Source organism: Paenibacillus praedii, from assembly GCF_049725345.1.
Classification (GTDB): domain Bacteria; phylum Bacillota; class Bacilli; order Paenibacillales; family Paenibacillaceae; genus Pristimantibacillus.
Genome location: NZ_JBMWAM010000017.1, coordinates 1 through 19,564, shown reverse-complemented (window position 1 = coordinate 19,564; position 19,564 = coordinate 1). Strand labels below are relative to the sequence as shown.

At 45.1% G+C, this 19,564-nt stretch carries 20 protein-coding genes, 2 pseudogenes and 1 riboswitch; of the genes and pseudogenes, 5 read left to right on the top strand and 17 right to left on the bottom strand.

Features of this window, described 5'->3' with window-relative positions; translation table 11 throughout:
* Positions 1-16 precede the first annotated feature (16 nt).
* The 11 genes from accC to ACO9K6_RS15370 all read right to left on the bottom strand — a co-directional run bounded on the left by accC (position 17) and on the right by ACO9K6_RS15370 (position 9,699).
* Complete coding sequence (gene accC / locus ACO9K6_RS15420; RefSeq protein ID WP_424768446.1) at positions 17-1,375, bottom strand: acetyl-CoA carboxylase biotin carboxylase subunit; 1,359 nt, start codon at positions 1,373-1,375, stop codon at positions 17-19.
* Between the two features lie 2 nt (positions 1,376-1,377).
* On the bottom strand, positions 1,378-1,842 hold the full coding sequence (gene accB / locus ACO9K6_RS15415; RefSeq protein ID WP_424768445.1) for an acetyl-CoA carboxylase biotin carboxyl carrier protein: 465 nt from the start codon (positions 1,840-1,842) through the stop codon (positions 1,378-1,380).
* A gap of 63 nt (positions 1,843-1,905) precedes the next feature.
* Positions 1,906-2,907 carry a 5-oxoprolinase subunit C family protein gene (locus tag ACO9K6_RS15410; RefSeq protein ID WP_424768444.1) on the bottom strand — a complete coding sequence of 334 codons (1,002 nt, stop codon included), beginning with the start codon at positions 2,905-2,907 and terminating at the stop codon, positions 1,906-1,908.
* Positions 2,897-3,646, bottom strand: coding sequence for a 5-oxoprolinase subunit PxpB (gene pxpB / locus ACO9K6_RS15405; RefSeq protein WP_424768503.1), 750 nt, complete (start codon positions 3,644-3,646; stop codon positions 2,897-2,899). The genes ACO9K6_RS15410 and pxpB overlap by 11 nt, the downstream gene beginning before the upstream one ends.
* Positions 3,647-3,929: 283 nt before the next feature.
* Positions 3,930-4,721 carry a putative hydro-lyase gene (locus ACO9K6_RS15400; RefSeq protein WP_424768443.1) on the bottom strand — a complete coding sequence of 264 codons (792 nt, stop codon included), beginning with the start codon at positions 4,719-4,721 and terminating at the stop codon, positions 3,930-3,932.
* A gap of 15 nt (positions 4,722-4,736) precedes the next feature.
* Positions 4,737-5,501, bottom strand: coding sequence for a LamB/YcsF family protein (locus ACO9K6_RS15395; RefSeq protein WP_424768442.1), 765 nt, complete (start codon positions 5,499-5,501; stop codon positions 4,737-4,739).
* A gap of 85 nt (positions 5,502-5,586) precedes the next feature.
* A complete protein-coding gene (locus ACO9K6_RS15390; RefSeq protein WP_424768441.1) occupies positions 5,587-5,751 on the bottom strand; it encodes a hypothetical protein in 165 nt (54 codons plus the stop codon).
* Positions 5,752-7,212, bottom strand: coding sequence for a sodium:solute symporter family transporter (locus tag ACO9K6_RS15385; protein WP_424768440.1), 1,461 nt, complete (start codon positions 7,210-7,212; stop codon positions 5,752-5,754).
* A complete protein-coding gene (locus tag ACO9K6_RS15380; protein WP_424768439.1) occupies positions 7,212-8,072 on the bottom strand; it encodes a carcinine hydrolase/isopenicillin-N N-acyltransferase family protein in 861 nt (286 codons plus the stop codon). Before ACO9K6_RS15380 ends, ACO9K6_RS15385 begins: the two co-directional genes overlap by 1 nt.
* Before the next feature lie 234 nt (positions 8,073-8,306).
* Positions 8,307-9,074, bottom strand: coding sequence for an IclR family transcriptional regulator (locus ACO9K6_RS15375; RefSeq protein ID WP_424768438.1), 768 nt, complete (start codon positions 9,072-9,074; stop codon positions 8,307-8,309).
* Between the two features lie 79 nt (positions 9,075-9,153).
* On the bottom strand, positions 9,154-9,699 hold the full coding sequence (locus tag ACO9K6_RS15370; RefSeq protein ID WP_424768437.1) for a GNAT family N-acetyltransferase: 546 nt from the start codon (positions 9,697-9,699) through the stop codon (positions 9,154-9,156).
* Between the two features lie 410 nt (positions 9,700-10,109).
* On the opposite strand from ACO9K6_RS15370, the gene udk reads away from it, so the two are divergent.
* Positions 10,110-10,748 carry a uridine kinase gene (udk, locus tag ACO9K6_RS15365; protein WP_424768436.1) on the top strand — a complete coding sequence of 213 codons (639 nt, stop codon included), beginning with the start codon at positions 10,110-10,112 and terminating at the stop codon, positions 10,746-10,748.
* Positions 10,749-10,883: 135 nt separating this feature from the next.
* Here udk and ACO9K6_RS15360 read toward each other — a convergent pair whose 3' ends face one another.
* The 3 genes from ACO9K6_RS15360 to ACO9K6_RS15350 form a co-directional block, all read right to left on the bottom strand.
* Positions 10,884-11,117: a cold-shock protein gene (locus ACO9K6_RS15360; RefSeq protein ID WP_424768435.1), complete on the bottom strand. Its 234-nt coding sequence runs from the start codon at positions 11,115-11,117 to the stop codon at positions 10,884-10,886.
* Between the two features lie 70 nt (positions 11,118-11,187).
* Positions 11,188-11,388, bottom strand: coding sequence for a cold-shock protein (locus ACO9K6_RS15355; protein WP_424768434.1), 201 nt, complete (start codon positions 11,386-11,388; stop codon positions 11,188-11,190).
* Between the two features lie 169 nt (positions 11,389-11,557).
* Complete coding sequence (locus tag ACO9K6_RS15350; RefSeq protein ID WP_424768433.1) at positions 11,558-11,785, bottom strand: DNA-binding protein; 228 nt, start codon at positions 11,783-11,785, stop codon at positions 11,558-11,560.
* Between the two features lie 247 nt (positions 11,786-12,032).
* Here ACO9K6_RS15350 and ACO9K6_RS15345 point away from each other — a divergent pair, with 247 nt between their 5' ends.
* The 3 genes and pseudogenes from ACO9K6_RS15345 to ACO9K6_RS15335 all read left to right on the top strand — a co-directional run bounded on the left by ACO9K6_RS15345 (position 12,033) and on the right by ACO9K6_RS15335 (position 13,648).
* Positions 12,033-12,905, top strand: a complete 873-nt coding sequence (locus ACO9K6_RS15345; RefSeq protein ID WP_424768432.1) for an alpha/beta fold hydrolase — start codon at positions 12,033-12,035, stop codon at positions 12,903-12,905.
* Positions 12,906-12,964: 59 nt separating this feature from the next.
* A pseudogene (locus tag ACO9K6_RS21005) lies at positions 12,965-13,165 on the top strand (IS1595 family transposase); the annotation flags it as partial.
* A 165-nt stretch (positions 13,166-13,330) separates the two neighbouring features.
* On the top strand, positions 13,331-13,648 hold the full coding sequence (locus tag ACO9K6_RS15335) for a hypothetical protein (protein ID WP_424768431.1): 318 nt from the start codon (positions 13,331-13,333) through the stop codon (positions 13,646-13,648).
* 227 nt (positions 13,649-13,875) lie between these two features.
* On the opposite strand, the gene ACO9K6_RS15330 is transcribed toward ACO9K6_RS15335, so the two are convergent.
* From ACO9K6_RS15330 to ACO9K6_RS15320, 3 genes and pseudogenes are all read right to left on the bottom strand, one after another.
* Positions 13,876-16,758 carry an EAL domain-containing protein gene (locus ACO9K6_RS15330; RefSeq protein ID WP_424768430.1) on the bottom strand — a complete coding sequence of 961 codons (2,883 nt, stop codon included), beginning with the start codon at positions 16,756-16,758 and terminating at the stop codon, positions 13,876-13,878.
* 70 nt (positions 16,759-16,828) lie between these two features.
* A riboswitch (cyclic di-GMP riboswitch) is annotated at positions 16,829-16,924 on the bottom strand.
* A gap of 133 nt (positions 16,925-17,057) precedes the next feature.
* A pseudogene (locus ACO9K6_RS15325) lies at positions 17,058-17,204 on the bottom strand (carbohydrate ABC transporter permease); the annotation flags it as partial.
* 283 nt (positions 17,205-17,487) lie between these two features.
* Positions 17,488-18,345, bottom strand: a complete 858-nt coding sequence (locus tag ACO9K6_RS15320) for an S-layer homology domain-containing protein (protein ID WP_424768429.1) — start codon at positions 18,343-18,345, stop codon at positions 17,488-17,490.
* Between the two features lie 338 nt (positions 18,346-18,683).
* Between ACO9K6_RS15320 and ACO9K6_RS15315 the strand changes: the two genes are divergently transcribed.
* A complete protein-coding gene (locus ACO9K6_RS15315; RefSeq protein ID WP_424768428.1) occupies positions 18,684-19,328 on the top strand; it encodes an SGNH/GDSL hydrolase family protein in 645 nt (214 codons plus the stop codon).
* The last annotated feature ends 236 nt before the right edge of the window (positions 19,329-19,564 follow it).

The window sequence follows — 19,564 nt, the reverse complement described above, 5'->3', positions numbered from 1 at the left end:
CCGAACCGCTATTTTTCTAACGTTGCTCGGCATCCATAATGGAATACATTTCGAGAAATTTGGTATTAAAATCCCCGCTGACAAACTGTTCGTGCTCCAGCAAACGTTGGTGAAACGGAATGGTGGTCTCTATTCCTTTAATCGTAAATTCGCTTAATGCCCGCTTCATTCGCTGTATCGCCTCCTGACGATCCTTTCCCCATACAATCAATTTGGCCACCATCGAATCATAGAAAGGGGAAATTTCATAACCGGCAAACACGGCACTGTCAATTCGGACACCGAAGCCGCCCGGAGGACGGTACTGCTCAACCGTGCCCGGTGACGGCATAAAATTAAGGGCGGGATTCTCCGCATTAATTCGGCACTCGATCGCCCATCCCTTAATGCTGACCTCTTCTTGCCTAAAGGAAAGAGGAGCTCCTGCCGCCACGGCGATCTGCTCTTTAATGAGATCCACGCCTGTCACAAGCTCGGTTACCGGATGCTCCACTTGAATCCGGGTATTCATTTCCATGAAATAAAATTGACCGTGCTTATCCAGAAGAAACTCCACCGTGCCGGCTCCGTGGTAATTCACAGCATGAGCAGCCAACACAGCCACGCGGCCCATTTGATCCCTCATCGCTTGATCAATTGCAGGCGATGGGGCCTCCTCAACGAGCTTCTGATGACGGCGCTGAATGGAGCAGTCCCGTTCTCCAAGATAGACGACATGGCCATGCTTATCAGCCATAATTTGAATCTCGATATGTCTGGGCTCTTCCAAATACTTTTCCAAATAAACACCGGCATCGCCAAATGCCGTTTCCGCTTCCTGCTGCGCCTGACGGATACATTTACTGAGCTCTTCCTTATCTTGGGCGACACGCATACCTTTCCCGCCGCCACCGGCGGTTGCTTTTACAATAACGGGGTACCCGATCTCTTCAGCTACACGAGCCGCTGTTTCCAGATCTTCAATGAGGCCTTCTGTCCCTGGAACTGTAGGAACGCCTGCCTGCTTCATCGTTTCCCTGGCAATCGCTTTGTCTCCCATATTTCTAATCGCTTCCGCTTCCGGACCGATAAATACAATGCCATTGGCTGCGCATATTTGTGCGAAATCAGCATTTTCAGCCAGAAAGCCATAACCCGGATGGATGGCATCCGCTTGGGTGAATTTGGCTAGCGTCATTAAATGCGCTATATTCAAATAGCTGTGCTTCGATGCCGTAGGCCCGATGCAATAGGCTTCATCCGCCAGCTGCGCGTGCAGCGCATGCCGGTCCGCTTCCGAGTATACAGCCACCGTAGCGATGCCCATCTCGCGGCAGGCTCTTATAATCCGAACGGCAATTTCACCCCGATTGGCGATTAACACCTTGTTGAACATGATCATTCCCCTTTTCTAACGATGAACAGAGGTTGTCCATACTCAATAAAATCCCCGTCCTTAACCAACACCTCTTCGATCTGCCCCTCGACTCCTGCAACGATTTCAGTAAACAGCTTCATCGCTTCCAATACACAAACGACCGTAGCCGCACTCACGGACTGGCCGATTGTGACGAATGGTTCTTCACCTGGCTGTGAGGCGGAATAATACGTCCCCATTGTGGGCGAGGTGATCTTGTGCAGATTTGCATCTGCTTGAGGCTGCTTTAATTCTGCGACCGCATCGGCTATTAAATTTCTAGCTGAAGGCTCACCATGCGATACATCGATGTCCATCTTTATCGATTTCTCCGCAGATCCGTCACCTTTGACAATAACTATTCGTGTTGTCTCATGCTCAAAACGCTGGATAGAGGACTGTTCCACCATTTTAATCATTTCTCTTAGCTCGTTAATAGTAGACATTACATAACTCCCTCAAGCTTATTTGTTTGGTTTAGCAGGCTGAGCTGATTACGCTGCAATTGTCTAAGTAAACTTCAAGTGGATTGCGGTTTTCATCTCTTCCATGTCCCGTTCTCTATCGAAATACAGCTGCTCTGCTTCTTTCACCGTAATCTCTTGAAATGTCAGTTTTTGACCCGGCTTCATTTGGGCTATAACCGCAATATCCACCGCGGCCACCTGAGCAATGCTCGGATAACCGCCTGCGGTTTGTCTGTCAGCTAACAATATAATAGGATTGCCGTCAGGAGGCACTTGAATCGTACCAAGACAAACCCCTTCTGAAATCATCTCAAGCGATTCCTTCAACTGCAGCGCCGGTCCAGACAATCGATACCCCATTCGATCCGACTGAGGGGTAATCTGAAATGGCTGGCTATAGAAACGTTGCCGGCTAGGATCATCAAACTGCTCAAATTGACTGCCCCGAGTAACACGCACCGTGATGTCTCCGGTTTGCTGTAGAATCGAGCCTTCCGCATACCAAGGGGTGAAAGCAACCGAGCGCGATCCCGCTTCCTTCTGCAAACGCCTCATCAAGCGGATGTTTTGTTCCGTCATCGGCTGCAAGGCAAGCTCGTCCCCTTCTTTTAAAGCTCGTCCCTCATAGCCTCCAATACCGGCCCGCAGATATGTACTCTTGCTGCCCATGACAACTGGAATATGGTACCCTCCTGCAACGGCCAGATAAGCCCGGCATCCCGATTTGCAAGCGCCAAATTCGAGTACACTGCCTGCCTTGACATAGAGCGGTCTCCACATGGGAACCGGCTGTTTATTCAGGGTGGGCGATAAGTCACCGCCTGTTATGGCGAGCAGGGTATCTTCTTTTAAAAGCAGCGAAGGCCCCATTAACGTCATCTCCAACGCGGCTTCAGCTTCTTCATTTCCAACCAGCAGGTTTGCCGTACGAAGAGAATAGGCATCCATCGCACCGCTCACGATCACGCCATGCTTTTGGTAGCCAAACCTGCCCAAATCTTGTATACTCGACAACATTCCTGGCTGCAGCACGCTAATACTCATCGATTCGTCCCCCCCAGCTCTCGAATTCCTCCAAGGAGATCGAACGAAAAATGATGGTATCTCCTGATCGCAGAAGACTTGGCTGTTCTTCTTTTGGTCGAAACAGCTGCAGAGGCGTCCGTCCAATTAACTGCCAGCCCCCCGGTGTGGAGATCGGGTAAATGCCCGTTTGCATGCCTGCAATCCCTACCGATCCTGCCGGAATCTCCGTTCGCGGCGATGACCTTCTCGGAGTCGCAATCCGCTCAGACATTTCACCCAAATAGGGGAACCCAGGGGCGAACCCGATCATGTAAACAAGATATTCCCCGCTGGAATGAATGGCGATGACTTCCTCCGGCGTTAATCCATTATGCGCCGCCACATCATCTAAATCGGGTCCAAATTCTCCCCCATAGCATACCGGAATTTCCACTATCCTTGGCTTATCATCGGCATGATCATCAAGCTTTGACACCAGCTGCTGCAGCGTGGCGGAAACTATCTCATAACACGATTGATCAGCGAACTCCGGGCGGCTGATGTGTAGTTTTCTTATTTTCAAAGGGTCATAGAATACCGTAACGCTCGTGAACGCCGGTACGCATTCTATCATCCCTGGAAATGGATACTTATCAAGACCGTCTACGATTCTCTTTACCTTACGATGGATATCTGGATGAATGCTGTTTCCCAATTCCATTCGAATCGCCGATTCCCCCAGCGGGACGATCTGCACCGGAAATTCATCTTTATTCATAATCTGCTTCACTTCATCCCCTCTATTCCGATATTCGGTATTGATATTCCGAATTATGAACTATCCTAATCCCATTATAATGCGATTCACACTGAATTCACAAGGCATAACCTTACACTTCATGAACCCCTCCCAAAATGGACGATCAACGTTAAAAAAATATAGCTGACAATCGGCAGTTCAAGCGGGCAAACCCTGGACAGCCCATTCATCGAATGAACTTATCTTCAAGTAGCACTGCTCTCAGCTTGCCGTGTCAGCTATCGTTTCATTGATGAGGATACTATATTACACCGAACTGCTCATCGCGCAGGTCTGAAATAAACATATGCCCTGGAGCGTGCGTAATCATAAGCTCCGGCTTCACATGCATCGCAACCGCTTGCGGAGTCACACCGCATGCCCAGAACACCGGAACCTCTCCTTCTTTGATCGTAACGCGATCTCCAAAGTCAGGCTTGTGAATATCTTGAATGCCAATGCTTGCAGGATTGCCGATATGGATGGGAGCGCCATGGACAGCCGGAAAGCGAGAAGTAACTTGAACCGCCCGTACAACGTCCTTCTCCGGAATCGGGCGCATACTAACCACAGTAGGCCCTTCGAATCTTCCTGCTTTTATACATGGGATATTCGTCTTATACATCGGCACATTGCAGTTTTCCTCGATATGCCGCACCGTAATCCCGTTATTCATTAACGGGTGCTCAAAGGTGAAGCTGCAGCCGATAAGGAAAGCGACCATATCGTCTTCCCAATAGCTCATGATATCCGTTACCTCTTCAACTAGTACCCCATGCTTATAAATTCTATATTTCGGGATATCCGTTCTCAGATCCGCTCCTGGAGCGGACAGCAGCGGGATTGGGGAGCCCGGCTCCGTGACGTCGATGATTGGACATGACTTTGGATTCCGCTGGCAGAACAGCAGAAATTCAAAGGCAAGCTCTTTTTTCAAAATAGCCAGGTTCGCTTGTGTAAAACCGCTTGCCATACCTGATGTTGGCTTTATTAATTCATTGTTTCGAATCAAGGAACGGATCTCAGCTGCATTCCTATTAGCCAGATTACTCATTACGCTCATCCTTTCCTATCGTCGTCCTGCCGCGCGGACTGAAATGCCCGACGCTTCGCAGCGTTCCCGAATTTGACGGGCAAGCAGTAAAGCCTGCGCGTTATCGCCATGTATGCAGACGGTGTCTGCCTTGATCTTGATGTCCACTCCCTGCTGGGACTGTACAGCAGCTTCTTTAACCATACGCAGAACATTCGAAATCGCTTGATTATGATCAGTAATGACAGCATCGGGAAGATTTCTCGGCGTTAAGGAACCATCCGACTGATACGTGCGGTCAGCGAAAACCTCATCCGCGGTTTGAAGACCAATTTCCTCCCCAGCCCGTATCAGTTGACTGCCGGAGAGACCGAATAAAATGAGCTCCGGATTATAGCGGTACACGGCTTCAGCGATCGCTTGGGCCAATTCCCTTTTCTTAGCTGCCATATTATAAAGCGCGCCATGAGGCTTTACATGCTGCATGACGCCCCCTTCGGATTTCACAAATCCGTCCAGCGCCCCGATTTGGTAAAGGACCATATCGTAACCATCTTGAGGGGTAATCTCCATATTCCGCCGGCCAAAGCCGATCAAATCAGGAAGTCCGGGATGCGCGCCAATGGCCACGTTGTTCTCGAGTGCAAGCTTGACTGTTCTGCGCATCACCCCAGGATCACCTGCATGATATCCGCATGCAATGTTCACCGATGTAACGATAGGCAGCACCTGCTCATCCAGACCCAGCGTATAGGCGCCAAAGCTTTCCCCGAGGTCACAATTTAAGTCAATCCGGTTCATATCGTACGCCTGCCTTCTTTCATCTCTTGACTGTGAATAGAAACCTAGCTCAGTCAGCTAGGTTTCTATATGTACAGTCATTCTATTACAGTTCTTTATTCTGATGATTCTGCTGTTTAGGCTTCGGCTGTTTAAACGTCATGATAATCCAATCCTTTAAACTAAACCCCGCCAAAAGAAGATTCGCAATAATAAACCAAGCTAGCAGGACATAGACGGTAATGACGAATGCATTTTCACTCATTTCCATTTATATCGCCTCCTGTTTAAATGCCTTTTCAAATTGGAATTCATGATCCGGCTTAATTAATGTGCCAATCAGCGGTATGCCCGCAGCGATTGCATGAGAGATCAAATAGCCTACCCACAAAGGCACGATCGGTTCCATTAATCCCGCTCCAGGGATGACGGCAAAGAATAGTCCGGAGATGGTACCGATCACCAAACCCCAATATGCGGCATTTTTATTAAGCTTTTTCATGAAGACTGACAACACGAACGGCCAAGTCATCGCAAGCGTCAACGCGCCGACCGCGTAATTCAGATAAAGAATCGAGAATTGCGCCAAGCTGAATAATGCGATTGCCAATCCGCTAATGATGACGACAAAACGGGCGATTTTCATTTCCTGATTCGAAGTCATTGGTGCATTTTTCTTAAAGTATGGAATATAAATATCTTTTACAATTAAGGTAGATAACGCATTGAGACAAGAATCGGTAGTCGATAAAATAGTAGCAATCATGATGATCGCCATCGCATAGATGCCCCAAGTGCCAAGCAGCTCTCCCACAACGGCAGGGAAAATCTCCGATGGATTCACATCCAATCCCTGCGCCAAGCCAACCATACCCATAAGTCCAGCTACCGCAGGGATTGGAAGCCACGCAAAGGTTGTCCCAAGCACCAGCTTGGATTCGTTTCCTTTCTTGGTTGCGTAAACCCGCTGCCACACGCTCTGATCAATGATCGCATAATTAATGAAAGACAGAACACTGACAAGAAGCCAGCCTGTAATACTTTCCTTTGTCCAAAGCAATGTCGCCGTATCAACAGACGAGTTCACCAGTCCTTGATAAATTTCACGAGGACCGCCGGCAACCCATAAGCAGACCGGTATAACGATCGCGAGTAAAACAAGCAGCATCGTAAAATGCACAACATCCGTTCCGATCGATGCTCTCAGACCGCCGATGGTCACATAAGTAATGACGATAATTGCACCAAGCATAACAGATGCGGCATGAGGAATGCCAAACAAAACATTCATTACAAGCCCGATTGCGGTCATCTGAAGCACGGCCCAGAAGAACGATTGCAAAATACCTACAATCGTAAATACAATATGGGTTTGCTTGCCGATTCTGGCCTTCATAAATTCAGGCATCGTACTGATTAAAGGCGCAAGCTTGCGAACTCTTTTGAAAATTGGCCTGCCTAGCAGCAATGCGGATATAAGTACCGAGATGCCGTACATATAAAAACCAGCCACACCAAAATTGTAGGCCCCTTCAGCTGCCCCCATCAAGGAACTGCTCCAAACCCAAACCACAACCAATGAACCCATTGCCATCGGCAAGCTCATGCTTTCCCGGGCAGAGAAAAAGTCATCGATATTTTTTTTGCTGTTTCGTGTTGAAAGAATAGATACAATAACCATAATGACCCCAAAGGCAAGCATAATAGCGTAGCCAATCCAGCTGTTTAGCATCAGTGATCCCCCTTATGTACTATTTTACCGTCTAATGTTGTTAAAGCTGTTGTTTCTTCTCCAGCCCAATCATTCAGCTTGAACGGCACATATTTGCCCCAGCTTCCCATCTTCGAACTCTCTCCGCATGGAGGCCCGTAACAATACTGAAGCTCTCTTGTTAGAGGATCAATGATTTCCGAGCTTATCGACCCCACCTTTTCTCCGTGGTTACAGGTCGAGCCTCCCCAGTGCGCGCCTTGCTCCCTGAGATGATGATTGCGTAAAAGCGTTTTTACCTCGTCCAATTGGTCCTGTTCTTGTTGTTCCAGTCTATAGCTACCGGATTGATAACGAATAACCGAACATGTTTCCAAGATTTCCTGCTCATTGGCAAAGGGAAGATTCAAAAAATGGTTCGTGCGAATGATAGGCTGCTTCGGATTCCATTCAAAATGCTTGCGTGAGGGATGAATTTCGCTTACGAGCAAATTGCCGTGATCATCAGCGAACAGAAAATTGCCATGAACCTGAACAGGATGCTCTTGAAGGTACTGCTCAATTTCTTGCAGCGTTTGGAAGCTGCCCAGCACATGATCTCCAAAATCCTTGAAGCCCACGCCCCCCTGATACAATTCAGGCTGACAGTCGACATAGGCAAAGGTAAAAGCAATGCCCTTCTCGTTAATTCCCCTGGTAATCATGTTGGACCACGGCAGACTGTCATCCGGACAAATAAGCTGCGTCCCCATATACCTGAAGCGGTCTCCATTCACAACGCAAACTTTGGTCCGCGTATCCCATGGATTATCACTATTCGAGGCTAACAGATAACGCTCACCGCTGCGATAGGCAGCTATCGTACAACCTGGCACCGTCATTTTTTCACCGCCTCTATTCGTTCAGTTAATGTTCCGAATTACGGAATATGAATTCCACTTTTTACTTAATATCTGAATTATAGCTAATTCGACACTATTTTTCAATGGGTTTGTTAGAAAATATAACACAGGCCCAGCAGCGCTCCCGCAAAGCATAAAAAAGCCCATCCCTCTTATCTATAAATAAGTGGAAATGAGCTTTTTCACATCGGAAAATAGAAACACCCTTCAAACTTACACTTGAATAGTATTCATCCATCCTAATTTTTGAGAAATGTCGTTAGCTGACCGTTTGACCCTCTCAATCAATTCAGGCAGGCGGTCCTCCTGAAAGCGGACGTCAGGACCCGCGATACTAAGTCCCCCAACCACTTGCCCGGAATGATCAAAAATAGGCGCAGCCAGAGAAGCGGTATGATCCTCAAGCTCAGAATGACTGATGCTGTACCCTTGTAGCCTCGACTCTTCTAACATTTGGCGGAGCTTCTCCATATCGGTGATGGTTCCAAGCGCAAAAGGCGCCAAATTAATCGTATTCAAATATTGCTCCCTTTCCTTCTCCGGTAAAAAACTGAGAATAATGCGGGCGCATGCACCAGCATATAAAGGCGCTCTCCGGCCAATTTTCGTGTAAAGCCGAACCGGATGGGTCGATTCCAGCTTCTCGATATAAATGCATTCGTTGCGGTCCTTGATCACCAGGTTTACCGCTTCTTCAAATTCATCGCGAAGCGCTTGCATTACCGGCCTGGCGACCTGCCTAATATCCAGCCTCTCGGCAACCAATTGACCGAATTGCAGAAATAATAATCCAAGCGAATATTTACCTTCCTTGTCCTTATGAAGAAAACCCATCTCTTCGAGTGAACCGATCATACGATGAATCGACGTTTTGGGAATACCCGAGAGCTGCACCATTTCATTCAGGCTTAATTTTTCATGAGAAAGAAAAAGATTAAGGAGGTCCAGAGATTTCACAACGGTTTTGTTTTTATTAAGCATCGGTCTACCTCCGTAAGCATACGACTGAAAATGTCGAAATGAGAAAATAGTATAGGTAAGTATATAATTATACATCCTTCTAAGCGTTATTCAATCCCTTGAATTCATGCTCCAGGATAGAGTACTGAAAGGAGTCATGCCATTTCTCTTTATGAAACATATGCTCGCGGAGGCGGCCCTCGTATAGCATGCCAATCTTTTTCATGACGCTGGCTGATCCGATATTGTCTGGACGGCATGTCGCAAAGATCCGATGCAGCCCCAGCTCCCGAAACCCAAATCGAAGCATCTCTGCCGCTGCCTCCGAAGCATATCCTTGCCGCCAATAATCAGGGTGAAGACAGTAGCCCATCTCACCTTGCCGGTCTGAAGCATGAATACCGACTCCTCCAATAAGCTTGCCATTTGTTCGGAGTGTAACCGCCAGCTCGAAACCCGTACGCGGTGTAGGCTTCTGCATGTTCATCGTATGCTGGATGAATGCCTTTGTCTCTTCTTCTGTATTTGGCCCCCAAATCATGTATTTCGCTACCGAAGGATTGGAAGCATATTGATGAACAGACTGCCAATCGTCAACATGAAAGTCTCGAATGATTAAACGTTCTGTCAAAAGCTCAATGCCCATGGCCAACACTCTCCCCCGCCATATTGTCTTTATCGCAAACTAAAAACACCTTATCTAAGCCCTTCTCTTTCGTTATACGTAAGGCCTTCGCTAGCCATATAGCATTTCATTAGAATCTTACAAATATTTTCCATATGTAATTTGGTCTATTATAGGCCCCCATCCCGAATAATGCAATCAGAATTTTCGATCTATTTTACATATCCCTTTCATTATTGACGTACTGGGTCGTGTAGGTTTGCACCGTTGTGAAAAATTAGCATCGCAATAGTTATCCACTGCACTTTCTACACTACAATCGCAGCATAAAGGCCGCATTATAGGTTCCGCCCAGGTGAAAAAATACGTGTCCTGTGCTACAATACTAGAATTGCAACGGCAATCAACTTAGGGAGGTTTCTTGAATCGCCATGCTTATTATTGGTATCGCCGGCGGAACCGGCTCCGGCAAAACAACGGTTGCCCGCTCCGTCATTGACCGTCTTGGATCTGACAAAGTGACCTTCATATCTCAGGATAATTACTATAAAGACCATTCACATCTCAATATGTCGGAATGTGAACTAATTAATTACGATCACCCCTTCGCCTTTGACAATGAACTCCTGATTGAGGACCTCATTCGGCTCAAAGAGGGCCAGACCGCGCAAGCTCCAGTCTATGAATTTTCGGTTCATGCCCGCTCCACAGTCGAGACGGTAGAGCTTAAGCCGAACAATATTGTCATTCTCGAAGGACTTCATGTGCTGTCCGACGCAAATCTTCGCGAGCTGCTCGATATCAAAGTATTCGTCGATACTGATCCCGATGTTCGTATACTTCGTCGGGTGCTTCGGGATATCGAGGAACGCGGCCGGACTATTCAGTCGATTCACGACCAGTATTTGAATACGGTAAAGCCGATGCACGAAGCATTTATCGAGCCGTCCAAAAAATACGCCAACCTGATCATACCCGAAGGCGGGCACAACGAGGTTGGCATCCAGCTGCTGTCTATTTTGACCGAAAAATATTTGACCGGCAGCCCGGCGTCCGACGGCACTTTCTAGATTTCCGGATCGTTCCCTGATCGCTTCGGTTCATCTATCAGTACTGCAAGACACGAGAAAAAAAAACAAAAACCCGACCTCATGCGGTCGGGTTTAACATGGTGGAGGCGCAGGAATTAAACCCAGTCCAAAAGACTAAACGTTTGCTTCCATTTTCTTTATCGCCATTTTTAGGCCATAGGAATCTTGGAGAATGGGGAGTTCTTTCATACTGCGGTTCATTGGAGAAAGACACTGCGAGCAGGTTGGAACGTCATTAAACGAATAATTGTCTCTCATCCATCCGTTGCAGCCTTCCTTCGTACACGACCAAATGGCCGTCATTTCGCATGGAAAATCTGCTATAGGTCTCTTCCGAGAGTAATACATAGACAAGCACGCCCCTTCTATGCCTCTAAAAAAAAGCTACCCTACTTCGTCGAAGCAGGGTAGCTGGATATTACAATTTTACAACGTTTTCGGCTTGCTTGCCACGGTTGCCTTGAACGACGTTGAACTCAACGCGTTGGCCTTCGTCAAGCGATTTGAAGCCGTCGCCAGTGATTGCACTGAAATGTACGAATACATCGTCGCCGCCCTCTACCTCGATAAAACCAAATCCTTTTTCTGCGTTAAACCATTTTACTGTACCTGTTTGCATGTTATTTCCTCCTTTTATAAAACATTACATAGACGATTAAAAAAGTCACATACCGAAAAAGGCAGCATCGCAACCCTTTCCAATATGTGACTTGAAGTCTCATATACGATTTACTAACTATAACACAGCTTTGCTAAAATTGCAAAGCTGAAGAAAATTATTCATTTTTTTATTTCGTACCCGCAATTTGATCAATCTCGCTTTTTAATAACAGGTATCTATGGACACTTCTTGAAATAGGAACTTTGGTTAATTTATGTTTATCCACATATATTTTCATGTGGTCTTTGGATAGGCCTAACGATAGTCCTGCCTCAGTTACTGTCAATACATCTTCATTGCTTGTTGCATTAAATGTTTTTTTCACTTTCTGGTTCCAGTCTTCAAACCCCTGCATATGAGCATCCCTTCTTATTCCTAATCAATCGGAATACTTTCTATTATAACATGTTCAAGCGCGAATGGATAAAGTTATCGCCAATGAAGAAGACGTCCCTTAGAGATGAAATGCTTGCAGTCACACTCTCTTCTCCAAGGTAAGATCGAGCTTATTCTGGAAAAACAAAGCAACCTGGGATAATTTAATACGTTGTCAGGAAAAGCTAAATGAGAATTTTTACGATCGATCAAAGGAGGGAATATTTATGCCCATCAAGGAAATTAACGGAGTCAGGCTCCATTTCCACACAAACGGTAAAGGAACACCCCTTGTGTTCATCCATCCCCCTCTGCTTACAAGTGCTAATTTCCAATATCAGCTTGCGCAGCTGTCCGATGAATATCAGATCATCACCTTTGATATCCGTGGACATGGACGAAGCGAGGAATCAAGGACCCCTATCACCTATAAGCTGATTGCCGAGGATATTATACAGCTGCTGGATCATCTGAACATCAAACAAGCCATCGTATGCGGTTATTCGACCGGAGGAACTGTCGCATTGGAAGCCATGCTTAATTATCCGGATCGTTTTTTAGGCGGGGTTCTTATTAGTGCCATGTCAGAGGCAAGCGATGTTTTGCTGCGGAATCGTATTCGTATCGCGATCGGTTTGTCCAGATGGAAGTCTGCGATCCGCATACTAATGCTGGGCATTACATGGGGCAATGCTGACAGCGTCCAAACCTTTCGCAATCTGCTGAACGATACAAAAAACGGGAACACCCGCAATATCCATCAATATTACCGTTACAGTCTGAACTATAATTGCACGAAGCAGCTCTCCAAAATCAAAGCACCTATCCTTCTACTCTATGGAGGAAAAGACAGCGGCTTTAAGCGCTACAGCAAAAAACTGCTGCAGGGGCTTCCCCATGCTACGCTTGTTACTTTCAGCAAAGAAAAGCACCAGCTGCCGACGAAAGCGGCTAACGAAATGAGTGAGGCCATACGCCAGTGGGTTCATTTACTCATACGCGAGGATTTGGAGAACACGGAGGAAGATAACCTAGCGCCAGAAGCTTACAAGATAGACCCAGAGATGGCGGAATCGCATCAGCTGCGGCAGCTTGAATGATAAAATTTCTTATGAAATTCGCCGATAAAAGAATACACATAAGATGAGTAAACGACGAAGTCACACATGTCACCTTATTTTACTGGCGACATAAGATTCTTGCTGCCCTGAAACAGATTCCAACCGAGTCATTCCAAGGTATCGTTGACATGGACGAGACCTACTTTCTGTACTCGGAAAAGGGCAAGCGGAACATCACCGAACGCAAGCCACGTAAACGAGGCGGAAAAGCCCTATATTGTGGTATCAGCAAGGACCAAGCAACATTATTTGGCTTGGTTCCGTTATATGGACAGCAAGGAATATGAGAATACAGCATCGAATAAGAAAAATATGTTGGTCAAATCGTGCCTGTTTACTGTCACCGACACGAACAAAAAGCTTCGGCTTTCTGCTTATTCTTGATGAACTGAGGGGATGTTCCGATGAAGAAAACTATAATCTCGTTTTTAATGGTACTCATTCTTTGTTCATGTAGCCAATTTGACCAAGAAGTATGGCTAAAAGAACCAGAAGAGAGACACGATATGATGGGCAGTTTAACAAGTAAGTATAAACTTAAGGGTATGACAGAGAATGAAATAATCGACTTGCTTGGAGAACCAGCAGAACAGTTAACTGAACCATCAAGAACATTCTTGTACTACATCGGGAGTGCGGGATTAGGGGTTAAGGTTACTTTATTGCAACTTCATTTTGATGAAAACGGCAAAGTGGTGAGTCATGACATCATATATAAATGAATTCAATAGCTCAATAACCGCCTTCGCGCCAAGGCGGTTTTATAATGGTCAATTATCAACATTAGAATTTAACAGAGCCTTACATAAGAAAAAGAGCGGGTTATCTTTTTGATAACCTGCTCTTTTTCTTGATATTTGGCTCTGCGCCTTATCTTAATGACATTGAACCGGTGGGTTAAGCCTTTTTGACTGCTTCTTCGATTCGAGTTATCGTCTTTTAAATCCCATTACTGTGCAGCGAATAAGAAATCCTTTACCCCTTCACTTTGTAACGGCTTGCTTATAAAATACCCCTGAACCTCATCACAACGCAATTCACGCAGCAAGTCCAATTGCTCCTTTGTTTCGACGCCTTCCGCTATAACCTTTAAACCGATGCTGTGCGCGATGTAGATGATGGCCTTCACAATGGGCTCATCATTTGATTGGCCTTGAATGTTTCGAACGAAAGACTGATCAATTTTAAGAAAATCGATAGGGTATTTTTTAAGATAATTCAAAGAAGAATACCCCGTACCGAAATCATCAATGGAAATCTTCACACCCAACTTTCTTATCTCCTGTAAAATGGAAAGTACCTGGTCTTCAATGTTCATGCTTATATTTTCCGTAATCTCCAGCTCCAAATATTGGGGATCAAGCCGGGTCTCGTTTAGGATATCTGAGATGATCCGAACAAGATTCTCATCTTTGAATTGTCTTACGGATAGATTGACGGAGACACAGACAGGCTCGTAGCCCTCATTTTGCCATGCTTTATTTTGCGCGCAAGCCGTTCGCATCACCCATTCTCCAATGGGCCTGATCAGACCGGTCTCTTCGGCTATCGGTATAAAGTCCGCTGGGCTGATCATGCCTTGAACAGGATGCCGCCATCGAATCAGAGCCTCTAATCCTATGATTTGATCCGTCTTCAAATCCATTCGAGGCTGATAGAATAGTTCAAACTCGTCATTATCCAATGCTTTATAAAGCATCGTCTCCAGGCTCATCTTGTTTGACAAGGACGTGTTTAGCTTTCCCTCATAGAAACTATACCCATTACGACCTGTCTCTTTTACCGCATACATCGCTTGATCCGCGTTCTTGATGAGCTCCAAGTCACTTTTCCCATCCGATGGAAAGAGGCTGATTCCGATACTTGGTGTGGTATACACTTCATGATCACTTATCGACATCGGTATTTTAAATGCCTGAAGGACGGTTTGGACGATTTGTTCCGATTGTTCACGGGTCCTATTCGGAAGTAATGCGACAAACTCATCACCACCCATCCTTGAGAGGATCGCGTCCTGACCAATACAGCCTTGAATCCTCCGGGCCGCCTCCTTTAATAACGAGTCGCCATTTGCATGACCAAACATATCATTCACCATCTTAAATCGATCGATATCGATGAACAGGACGGCTGCCGTGTGGCCAAGGTCACTCGCTTCCTCCAAGTAGGCTTGCAGTCGTTGATTAAAGTAGACTCGGTTGGGCAAGCCGGTTAAGCTGTCGTAATATGCCAAAAGCTGAATTTCTGCAAACATGCTTTGAATTCTCAAAGCCATTTCTTTGCTGTTCGAAATAAGGGTATTAATTTCTTCTATGAAACTGCCCTTCCAGTTCACGAGCTGGTTCTCGGCTATTTTCTCAGGCAAATCTGTGGTCGTGTAGGTTAATTGCTTGATCGGTCTAACGATAATACGACTAATCATATTGGAAATGAGAATGGATAACAATCCACAGACCAATAAGATACTAAATATATTAATGTAAAAGCTATACAAACGGTCACGATAAGGAGCAATCGGTGTCTCGGCTATAATACGCCAATCCCCCATATGCGGAATCGTCATGATTTTAAAATAAGAGGACTCTCCCCATCTGCTCATTGGATTTTTGATGGTGTCTGGGTACCAGTGGTACAAACGGTCATCCAATACATGTATTCCACCGCTTTTTGTCCAGTCATACTCGTTCATAACGGCTAGATCATCACGGGTGCTTGCAATGACCTTATTATTTTGATCTACGATCGTGACATACATTAAGCTATTTTTCACCAGATTTTTTAACTCTGTTGTAATGTAGTTAAGATCAAGCGCACCTACGGCAGCCCCTTGAAACTCTCCGTTAATCATAATAGGATTGCCAATAATCACAGTGGGCACGGTTATTCCGCCTCTTCCTTGAAACACATCGGAAACAACCGGTTGGTGATATTCTCTCATGTATTCAAAGTAAGGCCGATCCGCGAAGTTTAAGCCGATCGTTGACTCTCCTTTGTTATTTCGCAATGGATTGAATACCTTAGTAGTTCCATTGCGATTAGCAATGTACAAATTAATAAAATCCGGATATAACGTCTGGACTGAAGCGGCTTGGCGCTGCAAGTAGTCCAGCTTTTCCAGCCTATTTTCAGCTGCTGCCATCGATAACAGGTTCACCGCAGCCACATGGGCTTTTCCCCAATCCATGATGTCATTGCGGATGAGGGAGGAATCCGCTTCCGTCTCAGATTTTATTTCCTCTTTGATATTGCGGTATTGTTCGCGGCCGATCATCACTGTCACAAGAAGCAAAGAAAGGAAGATCAGTGTGACAAAGTGGTTGAATAAAACCTCGTGAAAGGAGCTGGATATTTTACGTTTCTGGAATGCCGGCCATTTAATAAGAGGCAAATAGGTAACGATTAAGCTGGCAATCAATGCATTCCAGATGCCATTCACCGCATCCTTAAGCGAGATGAGCAAGGAAGCAGTGACATTCATATGCAGAGCATAATGATAAAACACAAAAATGAGCGGCATACCCAAAATCACCCAATATAGAGTAACATTTAGAACAATCTTCTTTCCTCTGGAGAAGAGGCCGACAAATAGCGTTTCCAGCACAAAAACAATGAAAGCATAAGGATGGTTCCATAGCAGCAAGGTATAAGCATTCACAATAATTGATGCCACTAATGCCCATTTCAGACCGTATATTCGCAATAATAACAAGGTAAATATACTGCCAAAAATAAAATTGACCCCAAGCAAAAGAGACAGGTTGAACATATTGCCTAAAAGTGCGAATACAATCAGCGCTATGATATGAAAGATCGGCTTATTCCATTTACTCACTGCTCTACCACCTTTTAAATCTTCTTGTAGCAACAAAAAAAACTCTCCCGAAAAGAAGAGTTTCCTTACCTTCGGTAACTGGCTGGCATAACATTTCCAATCCGGAAATGTGATAGCCCCTATAGCTTTGCGACCTCATTTTTCAACGAGTGTGCCCTTTCGTTATGAAATTTTTCAGAACGACTATATATGTATCGACAATAAACTACAATTAGTACTCATTATAGTTTATACTACTGGGTGAAACAATAGCCTTATCTTAAATGTATTTTACCATATTAAAAAGGCTGCCGCTCTGATGTCGTCAAAAGCGTAACTTTGATCGTATTCCAATAATAGAGGTAAAACGGATAATCCCCTACCCAAACTTTCATGTAGTTTGTAGGGCCATTAAAATTTGTAGGAATCCATTCAATCGGATACTTGAAGACATCCTGTTCGAATTTCCGGCAATGCTTTCTTGAAGTCGTTTTTTTCTGGCACTCGTTCGATTATTTTTGTTCGCAGTAATGGCAGGTTCCACGATTGCACCTCTTTCTGTTCTGTTTCCATTATGATAGCCCGCGAGAGGGCATTAACGTCATCAACAATTATTACTCGTTTGAAAAATAATTTACGGTTATGAAAACACCGTGCCAACAAAGGATTGTTAGCACGGTGAGAGGATAATTCAGTTATTCAGTTATTAATTGTATGAATTGAATACATAGTTAATTAATTTATACACGATTACTGCAGCCTCAGCACGCGTTGTAGGCTGCATAGGTTCGATTCGGCCATAACTTCCCTGCGCACCAATCCCATCTTCACCAATGCTGCAACAGCATCTGCAGCATAACCTGAGATCAAAGCCTTGAATTTGCGATCTCCACTTCCTTCGATGATTCCTAGCGAATGTGCGATTCCTACCGCTTCATAGTAATAATCATCTTGATTTACATCCACAAAGGATGTATTTACAGCTGCTGTGATGCCCAGCGCTTCGATTAATATTTTCGTGAAATCGGCGCGGGTTATGAAGGAACCCGGTTGATAAGAACGATCCGTGACGCCATTAATAATACCTTTCGATGCTAGTACCTGAATCGCTTGTGGAGCCCAAGGGACTGGGCTTAGATCATTAAATGATTTTGTTAAATAGGAAATGGCATATTTACTAAAGTGGCTTGTTTGGAAGCGCATTTCCTTAGAAGTAAAATCATATTTTCCAGTAGGCACCAACTGAACATGACCTTGCTCATCCACGTACCAAACTGACAATAATTCTACATTTTCCAGCTCTTCCTCGCTTAGCGCATAAGGAATTTGCACCGTCACAGCAGCATCCTTATTGTTATAAGCAAGAGCTTGCCCCTCCGATTCAACGTGCAGGTCTATAACGACTCCTACCTTCCCTTGAATTGCGGCATTTTGCGGAACCTCAGATTTGGCCATCATTATGGATATCTTTTCTTGTTCTCCTGCCGCTTCATTATTAGCCAGCATGTTTCCTCGAAGGAGCATGCTGCCCAGCTCCGTTGAAAGCTTAATTTGGAATTTCTCTCCGTACTTGGTGAGGAATTCAGCAGGAACTTCAATAGCGTACATATGGGCATTCGCTTCTTTCCGCATCGCAATGGAGAAACATTGTTGTTGAATCTCCTCCTCAAAAAAACATTCTGGCGTATTTTATTTCATTGTAGTGAGCAACTGCCGCGGAAATAAGAAAATCGGGGTTTTACATGGGGGGGGAGGGGAAACGGATTAGAAATGGACATGAAGCATTCATTGTTAGTGTCCACACAAACTGCACATGATTACAATATTATATTTCTAAGATGCACTTGAAGAAATACACGAGCAAGCAAACAGTTGATCTTTAAAATTAATTTTTCATCAGGCTATTTGCGCAGTATGTATAATGAAACGGGGTTGGTGATATTCTTATGATCTATACAGCTCTTGGAGATTCCATTACATTTGGAGAAAATGCCTCCTCTATGGCAAAGGCTTATCCCCAATTGGCCGTATCTACTTTAAATTCACGCTCCCGTAAGGTTACCGGGTATGTTTTGGCCCTGCCTGGTTGGAGCAGCAATGATCTATTAAATGCGGTGATACGGCAGGGATCATCCATTATTAGTGAATCTGCTGTTGTTTCTATATGGATCGGAGGAGTGGATTTAGCCAACTCGGCACTGTCTTCATTTAGAAACCAGCAACCATTACATGCACAACAAGCTTTAAACGACTATAAGACAAATTTAAACGCCATTCTAACTCATATAAAAAAAGGAAGTCGTGCCAGAATCATTTGCTGCACGCAATACAATCCATTTCCGAACAGTCCCATTGCGGTTGAGTGGATTGGCAGATTAAATCGTATGACGAGCAGGCTCGCAAGAAGCTACGATGTAAATATCGCTCCCGTTCATGCGTGGTTTGAAGGAAAACAAGCAGATCTTATCTATGGATATCGAAATGGAAAAATTGAAGATGCGTTGAGCGGATTTATGCCCATCCATCCAAATGATCGGGGGCATCGCGCTATTGCAAGGGAATTGACCCCGTATCTTTTCCCCAGGCAGTAAAAAAGACACCTATCCAGGTGTCTTTTCACATTGTATTGGCAATCTTCTTGAGGAAAAGAAACTAAAGGGCAGCCATTCAAGACGTGGAAGTTGCTTTGATAACGCCTGTATAGAGTCATTCTTCATTCCCTTTTCTCTTATTAAAATACCAGCGTCGACACCCCAAAAAGTTAGACATCTATATTTAGGCAACCTGTTCGGCATGAGTTCGGTATTGTACCGGACTCATGCCTTTT